Source organism: Paenibacillus rhizoryzae, assembly GCF_059686995.1.
The window spans coordinates 346,851-364,530 of the sequence record NZ_JCAALT010000003.1 but is presented as its reverse complement, the minus strand read 5'-3'; the positions used below and the strand labels follow the sequence as shown (position 1 = coordinate 364,530).

Sequence of the window (17,680 nt, the reverse complement as noted above, 5' to 3'; positions counted from 1 at the left end):
AAAGCCAACTCCTACACTATTCTCGTCTTAGCCTAGCCTTGCAGCACTTTAGTCAGGTTCGCCATTTCGATGGCCGTAACCGCGGCTTCCCAGCCTTTATTGCCGGCTTTCGTACCTGCACGTTCAATGGCTTGCTCAATTGAATCTACCGTCAACACGCCGAAGATCGTTGGAACGCCGGTTTTCAGCGCGATAGCGGAAACGCCTTTAGCCGCTTCGTTACATACATAATCGAAGTGAGGAGTTGACCCCCGAATAACGGCACCAAGCGTGATAACAGCGTCGTATTTGCCGCTCTCGGCCATCTTTTGCGCGATAAGCGGAATTTCGAATGCCCCCGGTACCCAAGCTACATCCACTTCACTGTCCGCAGCGCCGTGACGTTTGAATGCATCGAGTGCTCCGCCAAGCAGCTTGCTGGAAATAAACTCGTTAAAACGTCCTACAACTACACCATATCGCATTCCTTCAGAAATTAAATGTCCTTCAAAAACTTGCGGCATTGATTATTCATCCTCTCGGTTTTCCTTGTTAGCAAGGTTAGTTTAGTTTGTTGTGATTTATTGTGGCAATTCATCAAAATTCAGCAAATGGCCGAGCTTTGACTTTTTGGTGTGCAAATAGCTGTTGTTGTCTTCGTTCGCGTCCATTTGAATCGGAACACGTTCGACCACTTCGATCCCGTATCCTTCCAAACCGCGAATTTTGCGCGGATTGTTCGTCAGAAGACGCATCTTGCGGATACCGAGATCTTTAAGAATCTGAGCTCCGATGCCGTATTCGCGCAAATCCGGGGCAAAGCCCAGTTTAATATTCGCGTCGACGGTATCTAATCCCTGCTCCTGCAGCTGATAGGCTTTCAATTTGTTGATTAAGCCAATACCGCGGCCTTCTTGGCGCATATAGAGCAGTACGCCATTGCCGGCTTCGTTGATTTGGCGCAGCGCCGCTTCAAGCTGAGGACCGCAGTCGCAACGATGGGAATGAAACACATCGCCGGTTAAACATTCGGAGTGAACACGGACAAGCGTTGGCTGAGCCGGATCGATTTCGCCTTTAACCAAGGCAACATGTTCCTTGTTATCTACTTCGTTCGTGTAGGCAACGGCGCGGAACACGCCGTAATCCGTTGGCATCTTCACATCCACGACACGTTCAACCAGCTTTTCCTTCTCATTGCGGTAGTGGATCAGCGACTGAATGGAAATCAGCTTCAAATTATGTTTCGCTTTGAATTCGATGAGATCCGGCAGGCGAGCCATGGAGCCGTCTTCTTTAATAATCTCGCAGATGACTGCTGCGGGTTTGGAGCCGCACATGCGAGCCAAATCGATTGCGGCTTCCGTATGACCGGCACGGCGCAGTACGCCGCCCTTCTTCGCAATAAGCGGGAAAATATGGCCCGGGCGTCTGAAATCGTCTGCTTTCGCGCCGGAACCGTCCATCAGTGCTTGAATGGTTTGCGAACGCTCATAGGCGGAAATGCCAGTTGTCGTTGAAGCATGGTCAACGGAAACCGTGAAGGCCGTCCCATGATAGTCCGTGTTGCGCTGCACCATCGGCGGAAGATCCAGCTCCTCGGCCCGTTCGGCTGTAATAGGCACGCATACGAGTCCGCGGGCTTCCGTGATCATAAAATTGATAATCTCGGGAGTTGCTTTACTGGCAAGTGCAATTAGATCGCCTTCGTTCTCTCGGTCTTCGTCATCCGTGACTATAATCGCTTTGCCTAAGATCAAATCATAAATGGCTTCCTCGATTGTATCAAATGCTGGGGTACTCATCATTTCTCACTCTCCTTATCAAGGCTGTCTGTCTCTATTTACATAAAACCGTTCTCTGCCAAAAAAGCTGCCGTTATACTGCTCTTCGGCTCCGAAGCTTTGCTGTTGCCTCTTGCGTCTGCTTGTGGACGTTCGCCTTTAAAATGAAGCAGATGATCGACATACTTGCCTAGCACATCGCATTCTACATTGATTACACTGCCGGCTTGCTTCAGTTGCAGCGCAGTCTCGCGAAGCGTGTGCGGAATGATGGAGACGGAGAAGCTGTCTGTGCTCGCAGTCACTACCGTCAAGCTGATGCCATCAAGCGTAATGGAGCCTTGAGGAACGACATAGCGCATAAGTCCGGAATCATGGGGACGGATTGTAAACACAACCGCGTTCACATTATTCTCTCGGCTAAGCACTTCGCCTGTCCCATCAACATGCCCCTGTACAATATGACCGCCGAAACGACCGCCTGCCTGCATAGCCCGCTCCAGATTGACACGCTCGCCAGGTCTTATATCCTTTAGATTCGTGTGCCGGAACGTCTGCGGCATGACGTCTGCAGTGAATATAGTGGTACTGAGCTCGGTCACCGTCAAACATACGCCATTGACGGAAATACTGTCGCCGATGGCGGCGTCCTTCAGGATGTGAGGGGCTTCGATCGTCAGAACCATCGCTTCCCCCTGCTTATGGGTCTTCTTAAGTGTGCCGACTTCTTCAATAAGTCCCGTGAACAACGTTCTCTCCCCCTCTCCCTTTAGTTTGCACGTTCTTCATTTCCATTGCGCAGATAGCCACTGATCAGAACATCGTCTCCGACTCGTTCCACGGCCATCTCTTCCAACCTAATGGCATCGGACATTTTATCAAAGCCTTCGAATTGGAAGACGCCCGGTGCGCCGGAGCCGCCAATAAGCTTCGGTGCTATAAACAGAAGCAGCTTATCGATTAACCCAAGCTCCAGCATGGCCCCGTTCAGCTTGCCGCCGCCTTCTAGCAGGATGGAGCCGATCTCTAGTTCACCCAGCTTACGCATGGCAAGCTTGAGATCTACTCGGCCCCCGCTTCCGCAGCGGATTACTTCAACGCCCGCTTCTGTGAGTGAGGCTTCTTTTACCGGATCAGCACCTTCAGTCGTAAGCACAATGACACGTGAGGAGCGATCTTGAATCACTCTTGCCCCAAGCGGCAGTCGAAGCGTTGAATCCACTATAATGCGAGCAGGATGTACGGCAGGCACGGTCAGCCGAGTCGTAAGCTCAGGGTCGTCGGCCAGCGCCGTCTCGACGCCGACCATAATGCCCATGTGCCGATGCCGCAGCGTATGTGTCAGCTCTCTGGCCCCCGTACCGCTGACATATCTGCTGTCGCCGGTCTTGGCCGCCAGCTTCCCATCCAGGGTCATCGCTGATTTCATGGTGACAAACGGGAGCCGAGTGACGATAAATTTATTAAACATTTCATTCATGCGTGTAGATTCTGCGCCGAGAATGCCAACCTCTACCTCAATCCCCGCTTGCTGCAGTTTCGCAATTCCTCGGCCTGCAACCTGCGGATTCGGATCTGTGCACGCTACGACTACTCTTGCTACCTTAGCTGCAATCAATCGGTCGCAGCATGGCGGTGTTCGGCCATGATGGCTGCACGGCTCCAGTGTTACGTATGCGGTCGCACCTTCTGCTTGATCTCCGGCCATGTTGAGTGCATGCACTTCTGCATGACCTTCGCCTCGCCGAAGATGCGCGCCAAGTCCAACGATGCGTCCATCCTTGACTATCACACAGCCGACAACCGGATTAATATCCGTTTGCCCCTGTGCTTTTGACGCCATATCCAGTGCGAGCCGCATATACATTTCGTCGTTCAATACTGCGATTGACATAAAAAAATCACCCCTTGGCAGTCGGCCAACGGGGTGATGGGTTGAAAAAACCATAAAGGGACGTATTCGAAGACACATTCAAACAAACTCATCAACATTGTGAAAAAAAGAACAAAGTTGGCGAGAAATGAAAAAATGGAATTCGCGTACAGTCTCCTTCTCCCATCCAGACTTTACTGTCGGTCCCGGATTTGCACCAGGTCCACCGTTTCACATGCCCCATGCCACTCGGCGTCTGGAACAATGTGACCCGGGTCACGGACTGACAAAGTTATCGGCTGCCATTCGATTATCGAGCAGCACAGCCCTTTGATCACCGCCGGTTGGGAATTTCACCCTACCCCGAAGGAAAAACGCAAATACTTTGTAGAAATGTTACCACTTCACCATGGAAATTGCAACTTGTTTCCGCCACGTGCTTCTTATAAGAACCGGCAGCTCCTATTTTTCATGTTTTCGTTTCTTGCTAAATGCTTGATTAAAGCTCGTTTTCGGTGTACTCGAGTGTTACTTGGACTGCTCAGGGAAGGCAAGCCCCTCCACGATCAGCGAGACTAGGCTGCGAATTCGACGTTTGCTTCTAAAGTTAACTGAGAGTTCCATTTCCGTACTCTAAGCCTCTCTCATGCATGATTTCGACGCTGAAAGTTCCATTTCCGTATTCTCACACTCCAACCACCTGTGAAATCGATTCAAACGTTAACTGAGAGTTCCATTATCATACTCTCGACCTCTTTCATGCACGCTTTGGACGCTGAGAGTTCCATTTTCGAACTCTCACACTCCAAACACCTGTGAAATCGATTCAAACGCTAACTGAGACTTCCATTTATGTACATAACCTCTTCCAGTGCGTAAACAAAAAAGGAGTTGCCCCCTGCCATCACCAGATGACACAACGGGCAACCCCTTCATTTCTTACACTTCTACGATTTCAACCTTGCTCATTTTGTCGCGGCCTTTGAAAGCATCGACATGCTCCATGCCTTTGGACACTTTACCGAATACAGTATGTCCACCATCAAGGTGCGGCTGTGGCTGGTACGCGATGTAGAACTGGCTTCCGCCAGTGTTACGGCCCGCATGCGCCATAGCGAGCGTTCCACGCTCATGTTTGTTCGGATTGATTTCGCAATCGATTTGGTAGCCTGGGCCGCCAGTGCCTGTACCGTTCGGGCATCCGCCTTGAGCGACGAAGCCCGGGATAACGCGGTGGAACGTCAAACCGTTGTAGAAGCCTTCGTTTGTCAGCTTCTCAAAGTTTGCTACCGTTCTCGGTGCGTCCTTCTCGAACAGGTCAATATGAACCTCTGCACCGTTTTCCATCGTGATTTTTGCTTGTTTTGCCATTGTATTGCTGCCTCCTCAAAACCCTATTATTTAGCTGCCGACGTTTGCTGCATACGCGCAGGAATGACGTCATTGCCGATAATATCGTCAAGCGATTCCCGTTTGACAGCTACGTCAGCTGCACCGTCTTTTACAAAGACGACTGCTGGGCGGCGAATGCGATTGTAGTTACTCGCCATAGCATAATTGTACGCGCCTGTGCAGAATACAGCAAGTAAGTCACCGCTATTCGCTTTAGGAAGCTCCAAATCGATGATCAATTTGTCGCCGCTCTCGCAGCATTTGCCTGCAACTGTAACCGTTTCTTCGAGGGCATCATTGGCACGGTTAGCTAGAACCGCTTCGTATTTGGACTCATACAGCGCAGGGCGCGGATTGTCTGTCATACCGCCATCGACGGCAATGTACTTGCGTACGCCAGGGATATCTTTGCTTGTCCCAACCGTGTACAGCGTCGTACCTGCATCGCCAACCATACTGCGGCCGGGCTCAACCCAGATCTCAGGAAGCGGATAGCCGGCTGCCGAGAAGTTCGTTTTGATGGAATCCGTAATCGCGTTCACGTATTGCGAAATCGGCAGCGGAGTATCGCCTTCGACATAGCGGATACCGAAGCCGCCGCCAAGGTTGATGACGCGGAACGTGATGTTCAGCTCTTCGCGCACTTTCACAGCGAAGCCGGCAACTTTATCAACCGCCATCGTAAAACCTTCAACCTCGAAAATCTGCGAACCGATGTGGGAGTGAACGCCAAGCAGCTCCAGATTAGGCTGAGCGTCTGCTTCTTGAATGGCTTTGTAAGCTGTGCCGTTACCAAGGTCGAATCCGAATTTGGAATCGGTTTGGCCTGTGGTGATATATTCATGTGTATGTGCTTCAACACCTGGTGTTATACGAAGCAATACGTTTACTTTCTTGCCTTTGTCGCCTGCCAAAGCGTTAAGCAGGTACAATTCGTTAAAGTTATCGACTACGAAGCAGCCAATGTTCGCATCAAGCGCCATGTTGATCTCTTCCGGCGTTTTGTTGTTGCCGTGGAAGTGGATGCGCGCTGCAGGGAAACCCGCTTTAATCGCTGTATACAGCTCGCCGTCGGACACAACGTCCAGCGACAGACCTTCTTGTTCAGCGATCGTACACATAGCCATTACGCTGAATGCTTTACTTGCGTACGCCACTTGGAATTTAAGGCCTGAAGCGCGGAAAGCTTCGACGTACTCACGAGCTCTCTGACGAACGAGCGCCTCGTCGACAATATAAAGGGGTGTTCCGAATTGTGCGGCCAAATCAGCCGTATCGCAGCCGCCGATTTCCAGATGGCCTTGTGCATTAATTTTGCTAGTACCGTGTAAGTACATGTAGTTCTCCTCCGTTTTCTCCCATGAAATTCCCAATGATTATGTTTGCACCATTTAACATCAGTATAGCGTATTCGGTCAATGGCCGAAATGGATAAATCCACATTTGATTTGCATTTTTTGCAAAAGCATTCAGCGATGCTTGCCAGTAGGCATCCGATCCCGCTGCTGCGGCTTCAGCAAATTCGGCCTTGTCCGGTTCGAAAGCACCGGCACGCGGATGATTATGCTCATCAATCCTTTGGCGTCAAACGGGATAAGCGGCCACATATAGGGTCTGTTGAAGGAGCGGCTCATGACCAGCATGATGAATACGACAGTCGTCGCGACCATAAAACCAGGCACTCTGAATATAGCTACAGCGACAATGAGAAGCAGCCTGATTATGCGATTGGCAAGGCCAAGCTCATAGCTTGGCGTCGCGAACATCCCGATCGCGGCAATCGCCATATACAGCACTACCTCATTGACAAATAGTCCCGTCTTCACGGCGATGTCGCCAATCAAGATGGCGGCAATCAAAGACATAGCCGTAGCAAGCGGCGTCGGCGTATGAATGGATGCCATTCGCATCAAATCGACCCCGACCTCAGCGAGCAGAAATTGCGCGACCATCGGCAGTTTCCCCGGCTTCTGCGCCCCGATGAAATCAAGCGCCGGCGGCTTAAGCTCCGGCTTGAGCGTGAAGAGGAACCACAAGGGAAGCAGGAACAAAGAAGCTGCAATCCCGAAAAAACGGACCCAACGCAAATAGGTGCCGATAAACGGCGTTTGCCGATTTTCTTCCGCATGCTGTACAAGATCAAAGAATGTCGTCGGCAAAATCATAACGCTCGGCGTTGTATCCACAAACAGGGCGATATGCCCTTCCATCAGATGGACGGCTACCGTATCCGGACGCTCCGAATAACGGACGAGCGGGAACGGGTTCCAGCCCCGCTTCACCGTAGCCTCCTCCAACTGCTTATCGGCAAGCGGCAAGCCGTCGATCTTGATATTTTTGATTTTATCCTTGATGGACTCGAGCATCTCTTTATCGACTATATCGTCGATGTACGCGATACAAACATCGGTCTGCGTTCGTTCCCCGACACGCATAATCTCATAGCGCAGCTTCTTATCCCGCAGCCGCCGGCGGACGAGCGTCACATTGACGAGCATGGTCTCGACGAATCCATCCCTTGCTCCGCGGACGACCCGCTCTAAGGAAGGCTCCTCGGGATTTCGCGCCGGGAAAGCCTTCGCATCGATGAGCAGCACGGTCAATTGACCTTCGATGTACATCGCAGTTCCCCCTGCAAGTACATTCGTCAGCATGAGCTCCCAGTCTTGCTCCTGCGCCACCTGCACGGCCGACACATAGAGATCGAAGAAATCATGCAGCACATCGGTGGAGAGATCCTCCGATTCCAGGTAGGTCAACCGTTTGATAATTTCCGTCAGCACCGTATCTTTGGCAAAGCCATTCAGGAAGAAGAAGGCGGTTCGTTTGTTGCCGAAGGTCATCTCACGGACAACAATATCGAAGCTCATCTTATAGCCAACCTCGTCCTCCAGCTTCTGCAGGAAATCCTCCATCTTCAGAGGAATCGGAACTTTGGGCTTCTCGGTCTGCGACTTCAGCCGTTTGCGATGACTGATAATCGGCTGATCTTCTTCTGCAAACGGAGGCTCAGAGAACTGTATCCCCTCCCCACCCTCATCCTGATGCATTTCTGCGCCGGTGCCTGATTCCCCCCTCGTCTCTTCTTCCCCCTCATTTTCTTTCAACTTGCCTTCGCTGTCATACCAGAAAACATGAACGGGCTTCTTGAAGCCTGAACCCGTTTGTTCTTCATTGTCGCCAGTCTCGCGTCCACTCATATCGAACCCTTCCTTCCCTTCCAATCGGTATTACGATGCATCATCCATCCATTGAAAAATGAGCCAATCGAATAAGGAGCCGGTTACTTTGCCAAGCATCATCGCCATCACCAAACTAACCATATAGCGGCTGAGCCTCATTCGTTTGGCCAGAATCGGAATCACATTCATGACCTCAGTCAGTGCAGCGCCGAGCATCCCGACGAAAATTCCGTCAAACGTGCCGATAAATGCCAATGTCCCGGTCCTTGGCAGCATCAGCCGCCAATCCAGGAAATCGGCAAGCGACCAGAACACGGCGCCGCAAACGACCGCCGTTTCGAACCAAATGGACTTCCGGTACGCGTAGGCCAGCTGTGCCAGCCTTGGGATCACATCCAGCACGATCAACAGGGCGACAAGCGCGCTGCCTACCCCAAGTCCCCCTGCAAAGCCCAGTATCGCGACAAACAGATTCGCTGCTGCACTAGCCATCGTCAATCCCCGTTCTCGGCTGTTTTAACGCTGAGCCGGCCTCGCTTTTCTTACGCATCTCATCGGCAATGACGTAAGCATTGACATTCTCCTCATACATATAGAGCTCAACCTCGAGCGGATTGGGTTCTTCATTGAACCGTTTGCGGAACAGATGATTGAAGAACACCAGCATCCCAATGCCGATCCCGATCGAATAAGGCACTTGGAACCACAGCGGATGCTCTGTTTTCGTACCGGTTACCATCTCGGTGATGCGAGAATGGACTTCCTTCATACTGACATCCGTATGGAAATTCATAATCGCCAAGCCGGAGCCAAAGAACAGCAGCAGCCAAGTGACGATAAGGATGACGATGCGAGGTTTTCTCGGCGCATCTGCGACAATGACTAGCACCTGCGGATCACCAAACGAATCAACAAGCGTTCCGGGTTCTGCTTCCCGGATCAGCTTGACGATTTGAAGCAAATCAATGACGACGCGATTGCCGTCCTTCCTTGAATGGCGGTGAAGCACCAGCGACGTAAGCCTTCGTTCCAGCTCGGCATCGCTTGAGAATAAGCGGGCGGCATGACCCAGCGTCACGTGCTCGCCCGGTCGTATACCTATCCGCTTGCGAAGGCGCAAATACAAGTTGGGCTGCATGTCAGCGTTCATGCCGGCACCCCCTTTCCAGTCAGGATTTCCTTGTTAGTATGATTAAAGGAGGGACAGGATAATCGGAACAAACACAGCAAAAAAAGCCAAATTGCCCCTTCGGGCAATTTGGCTTTGGTGAGCAGCGCTCATTGCGCAATTTGATTGCGAATCAGCTGCAATATTTTTTTCTCCAGCCGGGATACCTGTACCTGCGAGATACCTAGCCTTGCGGCGACCTCCGACTGCGTTTGATCCCGATAATACCTGAGAAATACGATGAGCCGCTCCCGCTCCGACAAGCCGCCGATCGCTTCATTCAGCGCCAGCTTGTCAAACCAGCGATCTTGGGAATCATCGGCGATTTGGTCCATCAGCGTTATCGGATCACCGTCGTTCTCAAACACGGTCTCATGAATAGACGTCGGCGGCTTATTCGCCTCCTGAGCGAAGACAACATCCTCAGGGGTGATGCCTAGCCGCTCCGCCACTTCTTTAATCGTCGGGAGTCGGCCCAGTACCTTGGACAGCTCATCCTTGGTCTTACGCACCTTATTGGCCGTCTCTTTCAACGAGCGGCTTACCTTAAGCGTCCCGTCATCCCGTAGGAAACGCTGAATTTCGCCGATAATCATCGGCACTGCATAAGTGGAAAACTTCACTTCATAGGAGAGATCGAACTTATCGACCGATTTGAGCAAGCCGATGCAGCCGATCTGGAACAAATCTTCCGGTTCATAGCCACGCCCCATAAACCGCTGAACTACGGACCATACGAGCCGGATGTTGCATTGCACGAGCGTATCGCGCGCGAGCGTATCTCCGGATTGACTAAGCGCAATGAGCCGCTTGACCTCGGAGTCATCCAAATAAGGCTGCGCCGTTTGTTTCATATCGACATTCATGCGGTCCAACCCCTATGCGCCTAATTAAACAGCGCTTTTTTCGATTCAATGCGCTTTGTCATCGCGATCGACGTCCCGTTGCCCGGCTCGCTGAACACATCGAAGCCATCCATGAAGTTCTCCATAATGGTAAATCCCATGCCGGAGCGCTCCATTTCCGGTTTAGAGGTATAAAGCGGCTGGCGTGCAAGGTCCAGATCTTCAATGCCTCTGCCCTTGTCAAGGACGGTAAGCTTAACGACATCCCCGTCAATGAAGCCTTCGATCGTAACGACGCCGTTCGGGTCGCCGTCATAGCCGTGAATAATCGCATTGGTTACCGCTTCGGAGATAGCCGTCTTCAAATCGTTCAATTCTTCCATTGTCGGGTCCAGCTGAGATACGAAAGCCGCAACCGCAACACGCGCGAACGCTTCATTCTCCGAACGTGCGGAGAATGAAAGTGTCATCTCATTTCTTCCGTTCATGAAACGACCTCCAAACTTGTGAGCGCGAGCCGCTCGTTCTCGTGAATCGGCAATATTTTGAACAATCCCGACAGTTCGAACAGCCGGTAGACGCTTTGATTGACATCGCATACTACCATCTTGCCGCCTCTGGCTTTGAGCTGCTTATACCTGCCGAGAATAACGCCAAGTCCTGAGCTGTCCATGAACAGCAAATCCTTCAGGCTGAGAATGATGTGGGCGCTGTTGCCATGCAGAATCGCTTCTTCCATCTTGAACCGGACAACATCCGCGGTATGGTGATCAAGCTCGCCCCGCAGTCTAACGATCAGTACATTTCGATAATGCTCCAATTCGATCTGAAGACTCATACTGTTGTTCACTCCTAACGATTATTGCCCTGCTATTGCGGAGCACAAGCTATCCATCAGCCAGCGTAAAGCAGACGATGGATAAGTTAGTGTTGAACAAGCAATTCTACGCTTCAGCTTTCATTTCCTGCCCCCCGACAAAACTAGAAGCAGAGCGCTAGAAGCAGACAAATACCGCGCGGGAGCTGCATCATTTGACGACAAAATTATTTAAATAAACTGCCGCAGGACCGTTTGAACAACGTCCACCAGCCGGCACGCTCCACCGTAGCAGGGGAATCCACCGCAAACTCAGTCAGCACCTGGTCGCCTTGGAATACGATCAGCTTCCCGATCGGTTCGTTGATCGTCACCGGCGCCTTCAGCGGATTCAGCTGCAGTTGGTAGCGGATATCTTTCACCGAGCTGCCTTTCTTGAGCAGCACGCTATACGAGTGTTTCGCCGTCAGCTTAAGCTCAGGCAGTACACCTTTCTCAACAGACACGACTCCCATTTCGTCCCCCTTCTGGAAGATCGTATGGTTCATGTACTGCGCGAACGAATAATCGAACATCTGGGAAACTTCGGCATTACGCGTTTTCGTGTTTGGCTCTCCCATAACAACCGCGATTACACGCAGATTGTCACGACGAGCAGTAGCTGTCAGGCAAAACTTCGCTTCACTTGTAAAACCGGTTTTGAGGCCGTCTGCACCTGTGTAGAACCGGACTAGTTTATTGGTGTTCACGAGCCAGAACGGCTTCTCGCTGGATTTACGCAGATAATCCTGGTACAGCCCTGTATATTTCGTAATTTCGGCATGCTTGAGCAGCTCTCTGGACATCACTGCAATATCATGTGCAGATGAGTAGTGATCGGTAGCCGGAAGCCCATTGCAATTGTTAAAATGAGTGTTCTTGAGGCCCAGCTCAGCCGCACGCTTATTCATCATGTCGACAAAAGCGGCTTCCGTTCCGGCGATCTTCTCGGCCATGGCCACAGAGGCGTCATTGCCTGATGCCAGCGCGATGCCCTTCAGCATCTCATCGACGCTCATTTGCTCGCCCGGCTCCAGGAAAATTTGCGAGCCTCCCATAGAAGCGGCATAATCACTCGTGGAAACTTTGTCTGTCAGCTTGATACGGCCTTCGTCCAGCGACTCCATGATGAGCAGCATCGTCATCACCTTCGTAATGCTGGCAGGCGGCAAGGCAGCATGGCTGTTTTTCTCATAAATAATCGTACCGCTGTCTGCGTCCATCAGAATGGCGGAGCGGGCAGACGGTGCCAAATCCGCTGCGCCGGCAGGTGCGGCATTCGGCGCCGCGCCTTCTTTCGCCAAGGCAGCTGCAGGTGCCGATAGAACGAATATCGCCGTTAAACTCATGGCGAGCAATTGCTTCCATTTGCTAATCATAGGTTGTTCTCCTCCTGAATGATGCCCGCGGCATAGCTATGGCCGCAAATCGGCTAAAATCTCATTCCTAGTGTGGACGAGTGAACAGTAAAATATTCCATTTTTTAGATTGAAAATCAAAACTATCCTGCAAAAAAAAGCGGCCATTCGGGATTTACCCCGAATAGCCGCTCAGATCTTCCAACTAACGCCATACTAAAACCGCTGTACGCCTTGCTCTGTCACTACAGACAGAAGAAGCGGCGAAGGTGCTACCGGTTCACTGCTGAACGTATACGCCTCCTGCACGCGCTTAACAACGTCACGAACAGACGCGTTGTCCTCACGCACATGCAGCAGCGCAAGACAATCGCCTTTCTTCACCTTGTCGCCGACTTTGCGCTGCATGACAACGCCAACCGCATAATCGATGACCGATTCCTTCGTTGCGCGACCTGCGCCAAGCAGCATCGCCGCAAGACCAAGTTCCTCCGCTTGAATAGCACTCACGTAGCCATCCTGCTCTGCCGGAACTTCTAGCACAAGCGGCGCTTGCGGCAGCAATGACCGGTCTTCAGCCACCTGCGGATTACCGCCTTGCGCCGCTACGAAGACTTTAAACTTCTCCAGAGCCGCGCCGGAAGCCAGACGGTCGCGCAGCATGGCCTCGGCTTCCGCGAGACTGCCGGCTTGACCGCCAAGCACAACCATGTGTGAGCTGAGCGCCAGACACAGAGCAGTCAAATCCTCAGGCCCTTTACCATGGAGCGTATCAATCGCTTCCTGTACTTCAAGGGCATTGCCGATCGCATAACCAAGCGGCTGATCCATATCGCTGATCAGCGCTGCCGTTTTTCGGCCAACCTCCGTCCCGATCGCTACCATCGCTTTGGCCAATTCCTCGGAATCCTCCAGCGTCTTCATGAAAGCGCCGCTTCCTGTTTTCACGTCGAGCACGATTGCGTCCGCACCGGCTGCAATCTTCTTGCTCATAACTGAGCTCGCAATAAGCGGGATCGACTCTACGGTTGCCGTTACGTCGCGGAGCGCATAGAGCTTCTTGTCAGCAGGCGTCATATTGCCGCTTTGGCCGACAATGGCAAGCCCGATTTCGTTCATCTGCGCAATAAATTCCTCGCTCGTCAGCTCGGTACGGAACCCTGCCATCGCTTCCATTTTGTCGATCGTGCCGCCCGTATGTCCAAGTCCGCGACCTGACATCTTCGCCACCGGTACACCGCATGAGGCGACAAGGGGGCCGATAATCAGACTCGTTTTATCACCAACACCGCCGGTGCTGTGTTTATCTACTTTAATGCCGCGAATCGGCGACAGATCGACTTGATCGCCCGATTCTGCCATGGCCATCGTTAGGTTAGCCGTTTCTTCCGCGTTCATACCGCGAAAAAAAACAGCCATAGCCCAGGCGGAAAGCTGATAATCCGGGATATCGCCTTGGCTATAGCCTTTTATAAGAAATGACAGCTCGTCCTTAGACAGCACTCCGCCATTTCGTTTCTTTTGAATGATATCGACTGCTCGCAAGCGGATGAGCCTCCTTATGTATAAACCATGTTCGTAACTTGCATCAGGTCACCTTTGGGCACTCGACGATTTGCTTTTCTCTGCCTGCACTTTGACGATCAATTGGTCAAGCGTCTGGCTGAGCTGGATCACATCTCGGTGAAGAAATGTTTCCTTACTCATCGCAGCCGCCACCAATTGTCCTCGCAGTCGTTCCAGTCGACGATAACTTTGATTGTCCATGAACTCGCAATCCCCACTTTATTGTGTACTATCTGTCACGGACATTATACGACGACAAGCGGACAAAGAATGTCACAATCAGTCGAGGCCTTTATTACATTTTTGTTACAGCCTACATAAGCGGAATAACGCCGTTTACTAGGCCAAGGAACCTGGATTTCACACGTTCCGTCGTTTCCATGACTTCATCATGCGACAGCGGCTGATCCAAAATACCCGATGCCATGTTGCTGATACAAGAGATGCCGAGCACTTCAATGCCGGAATGGCTTGCCGCAATAACCTCGGAAACCGTCGACATGCCGACAGCATCCGCTCCTAATATACGCATCATGCGAATTTCTGCAGGGGTCTCGTAAGAGGGTCCAAGCACCGCAATGTACACGCCTTCTTGAAGTGTGAACCCTTGATCCAGCGCTACGTCTCTTGCCAGTTCGCGCAAACGTTTGCTGTAAGGCTGGGACATATCCGGGAAACGAACGCCAAGCTCCTTGTCATTAGGCCCGACAAGCGGGTTGTGGCCTTGGAAGTTAATGTGATCGCTGATCAGCATAAGATCGCCCGGATTGTAGGTCGTATTCACGCCGCCGGCCGCATTCGTAACCACAAGCTTCGAAGCGCCGATTGCTTTCATTACGCGTACCGGGAAAGCGGTCAGATCAGGGCCGTATCCTTCATACAAGTGGAACCGCCCGCGCATGAGGACAACCGGACGACCGGATAGTTTGCCGATCATCAGCTCGCCGGCATGACCTTCTACAGTGGAGATCGGGAAATGCGGAATTTCGTGATAAGGAATGACGACAGCCTCTTCGATGTAGTCACCAAGAATGCCGAGTCCGGAACCCATAATAAGGCCAACCTCCGGCTGTATGGCTATTTTCGAATTAATGTAGGCTGCCGCTTCTTGAATATGGGATGCTTTAAGTGTGTTCACGTTGATGAACCTCCTGTAAAATTTGTTGTCGTGCAGGTATAGCGCAGGTATAACTTAATCAGTTTAGTTCATTCAAAAATGACACTCCATGATCGGGACGCGCCACGCCAAAATTATCGGCGATTGTGGCAGCCACATCCGCAAATGTTGAACGAATGCCAAGCGATCCCGGCGTCTTCAAAGCCGGTCCGTATACCAGCAAGGGCACATACTCTCTCGTATGATCGGTGCCGGAATAGGTTGGATCGTTACCATGATCGGCTGTCACGATGAGCATATCCCGCTCTCCGAGACGCTTCGTCAGCTCCGGCACACTGCGGTCGAACGCTTCAAGCGCGCCGGCGTAACCTTGAGGGTCGCGACGATGACCATATAGCGAATCGAAATCGACCAGATTCGTGAAGAGCATGCCTTTAAAAGGACGATCCAGCGCTGCGATGGTTTTATTCACGCCATCCTCGTTGCTCTTCGTATGAAGCGCCTCGGTAATGCCTTCGCCGACGAAGATATCATCGATCTTGCCGACAGCAATGACATCGAATCCGCCGTCCTTCAGCGCATTCAGAACGGTCGGTGCCGGCGGCTTCACCGCGTAATCATGCCGATTCGCCGTTCGTTTGAAAAAGCCTGGCTTGCCCACGAATGGCCTCGCGATGACTCGTCCAACGGCATACCGATCGTCCAGCGTAAGCTCACGCGCGATTTCACAGGCACGGTACAGCTCCTCTAACGGAATGATGTCTTCGTTCGCAGCAATTTGGAATACACTGTCCGCACTCGTGTAAACGATCCATTTCCCTGTATTCAGCTGCTCTTCGCCCAGTTCGTCCATAATATCGGTACCGCTGGCTGATTTGTTGCCAAGCACGCCACGGCCAGTCCGAGCCTCAAACTCGCTGAGCAGCTCGTCCGGGAATCCGTCCGGGAATGTCCGGAAGGGTACGGTCACCTTCAAGCCTGCGATTTCCCAGTGGCCGGTCATCGTATCTTTACCCACGGATACTTCAGCCATTTTGCCATAGTAAGCTAAGGCGTCTGCTTCCGGGTTCCAACCGCCAAGGGGAGCGATTCTATCAAGTCCCCAGCTGCGAAGATGCGGCATTTGAAGCTCCGGCACCTCTTGCAAAATATGACCCAATGTATGGGAACCTACATCGCCGAATGCCGGTGCATCCGGAAGCTCGCCGATTCCGACGCTGTCGAGCACGATTACTGTAATACGGTCAAACTTCATAGCCTGATCACTCCGAATTCGTATGTTTACTTCTAGCCCGCGGATGTGCCAGGTTGTACACCTCTTTAATGCGCGGTTTGGTCACCTGCACATACACCTGGGTTGTGGAAATATCGGCATGGCCGAGCATTTCTTGCACGGCACGCAAATCCGCGCCGTTCTCGAGCAGATGAGCAGCGAAGGAATGCCGAAGCGTATGCGGCGTCATTTCGCCCTCGATGCCCGCTTCTGCAGCGTATTTCTTCAAAATTTTCCAAAAGCCTTGCCGGGTCATTCTGGCCCCTTGCTGATTGAGAAACAGCGCCGTTTCGTCATGCTTACGCAGCTTCACGCGCACCTGCTTTAAATACACGGTCAGTGCTTCAGTGGCAACATTGCCAAGCGGAATGATTCGCTCCTTGGTCGCGGAGCCGATACAACGAATGAAGCCCATCGGCAGGTTAATATGCTCATCATCTAAAGAGATAAGTTCAGATACGCGGATCCCTGTTGCATAGAGAACCTCCAGCATGGCAAGATCGCGTATACCGGCATTCGTTTCGGGATCTGGTGCGGCGAGCAGTCTCTCCACATCTGTAATCGTAACTATTTTGGGCAACCGCTTCTCTTGCTTAGGCATCTCCAAATGAATCGTCGGATCGCTTTGCATATGCCGCTGCATAATTAAATAATGGAAAAAAGCACGTATCGAGACCATATGCCTGGAAACAGTCGCAACCGCCCGTCCCTGCTGCTTCAGCTGAAGCATGTAGAGAGAGAGGTGGTGCTTTTGGATGCCGTCCACGTACGAAATGCCCTGACTCTCTGCGTAATCCAGAAATAACGACAAATCGCGTTCATAGGAAGACAACGTATTGGCGGACAGCCTCCGCCCTTCCTGTAAATACTGTATAAATGTTCGCAGATGCACTCTCATGGGTCGTTCCTTTCCCGGATAAACAGCTTCAGCAGGTATCCCTGCTATATTCCACAAAGCTGCTTGATATCCTGCCAAAGGAAGCCAAAACACGCGCATCCTATTCGCCATACCAGTAAAATAAACGGAGCTTGTCATAAATGCTGCTTGCATCCACCTGAAACGGTTCTTCTTTGAATACCTTCAATGCTTGACCCTGCGGTACGCGATACGGATCCTCAGGCGTAATCCAAACGGCGATAAACCGGCAGCCGCCATACATCGTAATTGTGAAAAAACAGAGCAGCAGCACAAAAATTATCCGTCTCAGCCACCTGCGAACCGACACCACCATCGCATTTACCCCTTTTCCTAAAGCGAAGAATGGGCAGCCTTTCCCGTTTGCAGAC

19 protein-coding genes and 1 riboswitch are annotated in these 17,680 nt (G+C 51.8%); all 19 genes read right to left on the bottom strand.

What is annotated here, in order from left to right; all coding sequences use genetic code 11:
* Positions 1-32 precede the first annotated feature (32 nt).
* The 19 genes from ribH to AC6ESO_RS10470 all read right to left on the bottom strand — a co-directional run bounded on the left by ribH (position 33) and on the right by AC6ESO_RS10470 (position 17,625).
* Positions 33-503 carry a 6,7-dimethyl-8-ribityllumazine synthase gene (ribH, locus tag AC6ESO_RS10560; RefSeq protein WP_494818909.1) on the bottom strand — a complete coding sequence of 157 codons (471 nt, stop codon included), beginning with the start codon at positions 501-503 and terminating at the stop codon, positions 33-35.
* A 57-nt stretch (positions 504-560) separates the two neighbouring features.
* Positions 561-1,787: a bifunctional 3,4-dihydroxy-2-butanone-4-phosphate synthase/GTP cyclohydrolase II gene (locus AC6ESO_RS10555; protein ID WP_497091313.1), complete on the bottom strand. Its 1,227-nt coding sequence runs from the start codon at positions 1,785-1,787 to the stop codon at positions 561-563.
* A 35-nt stretch (positions 1,788-1,822) separates the two neighbouring features.
* Complete coding sequence (gene ribE / locus AC6ESO_RS10550) at positions 1,823-2,512, bottom strand: riboflavin synthase (protein WP_497091312.1); 690 nt, start codon at positions 2,510-2,512, stop codon at positions 1,823-1,825.
* A gap of 20 nt (positions 2,513-2,532) precedes the next feature.
* A complete protein-coding gene (ribD, locus tag AC6ESO_RS10545) occupies positions 2,533-3,657 on the bottom strand; it encodes a bifunctional diaminohydroxyphosphoribosylaminopyrimidine deaminase/5-amino-6-(5-phosphoribosylamino)uracil reductase RibD (protein ID WP_497091311.1) in 1,125 nt (374 codons plus the stop codon).
* A gap of 150 nt (positions 3,658-3,807) precedes the next feature.
* Positions 3,808-4,011, bottom strand: a riboswitch (FMN riboswitch).
* Between the two features lie 564 nt (positions 4,012-4,575).
* Positions 4,576-5,007 carry a peptidylprolyl isomerase gene (locus tag AC6ESO_RS10540; protein WP_494818905.1) on the bottom strand — a complete coding sequence of 144 codons (432 nt, stop codon included), beginning with the start codon at positions 5,005-5,007 and terminating at the stop codon, positions 4,576-4,578.
* Positions 5,008-5,033: 26 nt separating this feature from the next.
* Positions 5,034-6,365, bottom strand: a complete 1,332-nt coding sequence (lysA, locus tag AC6ESO_RS10535; RefSeq protein ID WP_497091310.1) for a diaminopimelate decarboxylase — start codon at positions 6,363-6,365, stop codon at positions 5,034-5,036.
* 132 nt (positions 6,366-6,497) lie between these two features.
* Complete coding sequence (locus tag AC6ESO_RS10530) at positions 6,498-8,078, bottom strand: spore germination protein (protein ID WP_497091626.1); 1,581 nt, start codon at positions 8,076-8,078, stop codon at positions 6,498-6,500.
* Between the two features lie 180 nt (positions 8,079-8,258).
* Entirely contained in the window at positions 8,259-8,702 is a 444-nt protein-coding gene (locus AC6ESO_RS10525) for a stage V sporulation protein AB (RefSeq protein ID WP_494818903.1), read from the bottom strand.
* A complete protein-coding gene (locus tag AC6ESO_RS10520) occupies positions 8,695-9,360 on the bottom strand; it encodes a stage V sporulation protein AA (protein WP_497091309.1) in 666 nt (221 codons plus the stop codon). Before AC6ESO_RS10520 ends, AC6ESO_RS10525 begins: the two co-directional genes overlap by 8 nt.
* A 128-nt stretch (positions 9,361-9,488) precedes the next feature.
* Positions 9,489-10,244 (bottom strand): RNA polymerase sporulation sigma factor SigF, encoded by a 756-nt coding sequence (gene sigF / locus AC6ESO_RS10515; RefSeq protein ID WP_494818901.1) that lies wholly within the window; start codon positions 10,242-10,244, stop codon positions 9,489-9,491.
* A gap of 20 nt (positions 10,245-10,264) precedes the next feature.
* Positions 10,265-10,711: an anti-sigma F factor gene (spoIIAB, locus tag AC6ESO_RS10510; RefSeq protein WP_497091308.1), complete on the bottom strand. Its 447-nt coding sequence runs from the start codon at positions 10,709-10,711 to the stop codon at positions 10,265-10,267.
* Positions 10,708-11,061 (bottom strand): anti-sigma F factor antagonist, encoded by a 354-nt coding sequence (gene spoIIAA / locus AC6ESO_RS10505; RefSeq protein WP_494818899.1) that lies wholly within the window; start codon positions 11,059-11,061, stop codon positions 10,708-10,710. Before spoIIAA ends, spoIIAB begins: the two co-directional genes overlap by 4 nt.
* A 206-nt stretch (positions 11,062-11,267) precedes the next feature.
* Positions 11,268-12,458 carry a serine hydrolase gene (locus AC6ESO_RS10500; protein ID WP_494818898.1) on the bottom strand — a complete coding sequence of 397 codons (1,191 nt, stop codon included), beginning with the start codon at positions 12,456-12,458 and terminating at the stop codon, positions 11,268-11,270.
* A gap of 195 nt (positions 12,459-12,653) precedes the next feature.
* Entirely contained in the window at positions 12,654-13,982 is a 1,329-nt protein-coding gene (locus AC6ESO_RS10495) for a pyrimidine-nucleoside phosphorylase (protein ID WP_497091307.1), read from the bottom strand.
* A gap of 48 nt (positions 13,983-14,030) precedes the next feature.
* Entirely contained in the window at positions 14,031-14,204 is a 174-nt protein-coding gene (locus tag AC6ESO_RS10490; RefSeq protein ID WP_497091306.1) for an aspartyl-phosphate phosphatase Spo0E family protein, read from the bottom strand.
* Between the two features lie 112 nt (positions 14,205-14,316).
* Positions 14,317-15,141, bottom strand: coding sequence for a purine-nucleoside phosphorylase (locus AC6ESO_RS10485; protein ID WP_497091305.1), 825 nt, complete (start codon positions 15,139-15,141; stop codon positions 14,317-14,319).
* Positions 15,142-15,199: 58 nt separating this feature from the next.
* Positions 15,200-16,375 (bottom strand): phosphopentomutase, encoded by a 1,176-nt coding sequence (locus AC6ESO_RS10480; RefSeq protein ID WP_497091304.1) that lies wholly within the window; start codon positions 16,373-16,375, stop codon positions 15,200-15,202.
* 7 nt (positions 16,376-16,382) lie between these two features.
* Positions 16,383-17,291 carry a site-specific tyrosine recombinase XerD gene (gene xerD, locus AC6ESO_RS10475; protein WP_497091303.1) on the bottom strand — a complete coding sequence of 303 codons (909 nt, stop codon included), beginning with the start codon at positions 17,289-17,291 and terminating at the stop codon, positions 16,383-16,385.
* A 100-nt stretch (positions 17,292-17,391) separates the two neighbouring features.
* Positions 17,392-17,625 (bottom strand): DUF4227 family protein, encoded by a 234-nt coding sequence (locus AC6ESO_RS10470; RefSeq protein WP_497091302.1) that lies wholly within the window; start codon positions 17,623-17,625, stop codon positions 17,392-17,394.
* Positions 17,626-17,680 lie beyond the last annotated feature (55 nt).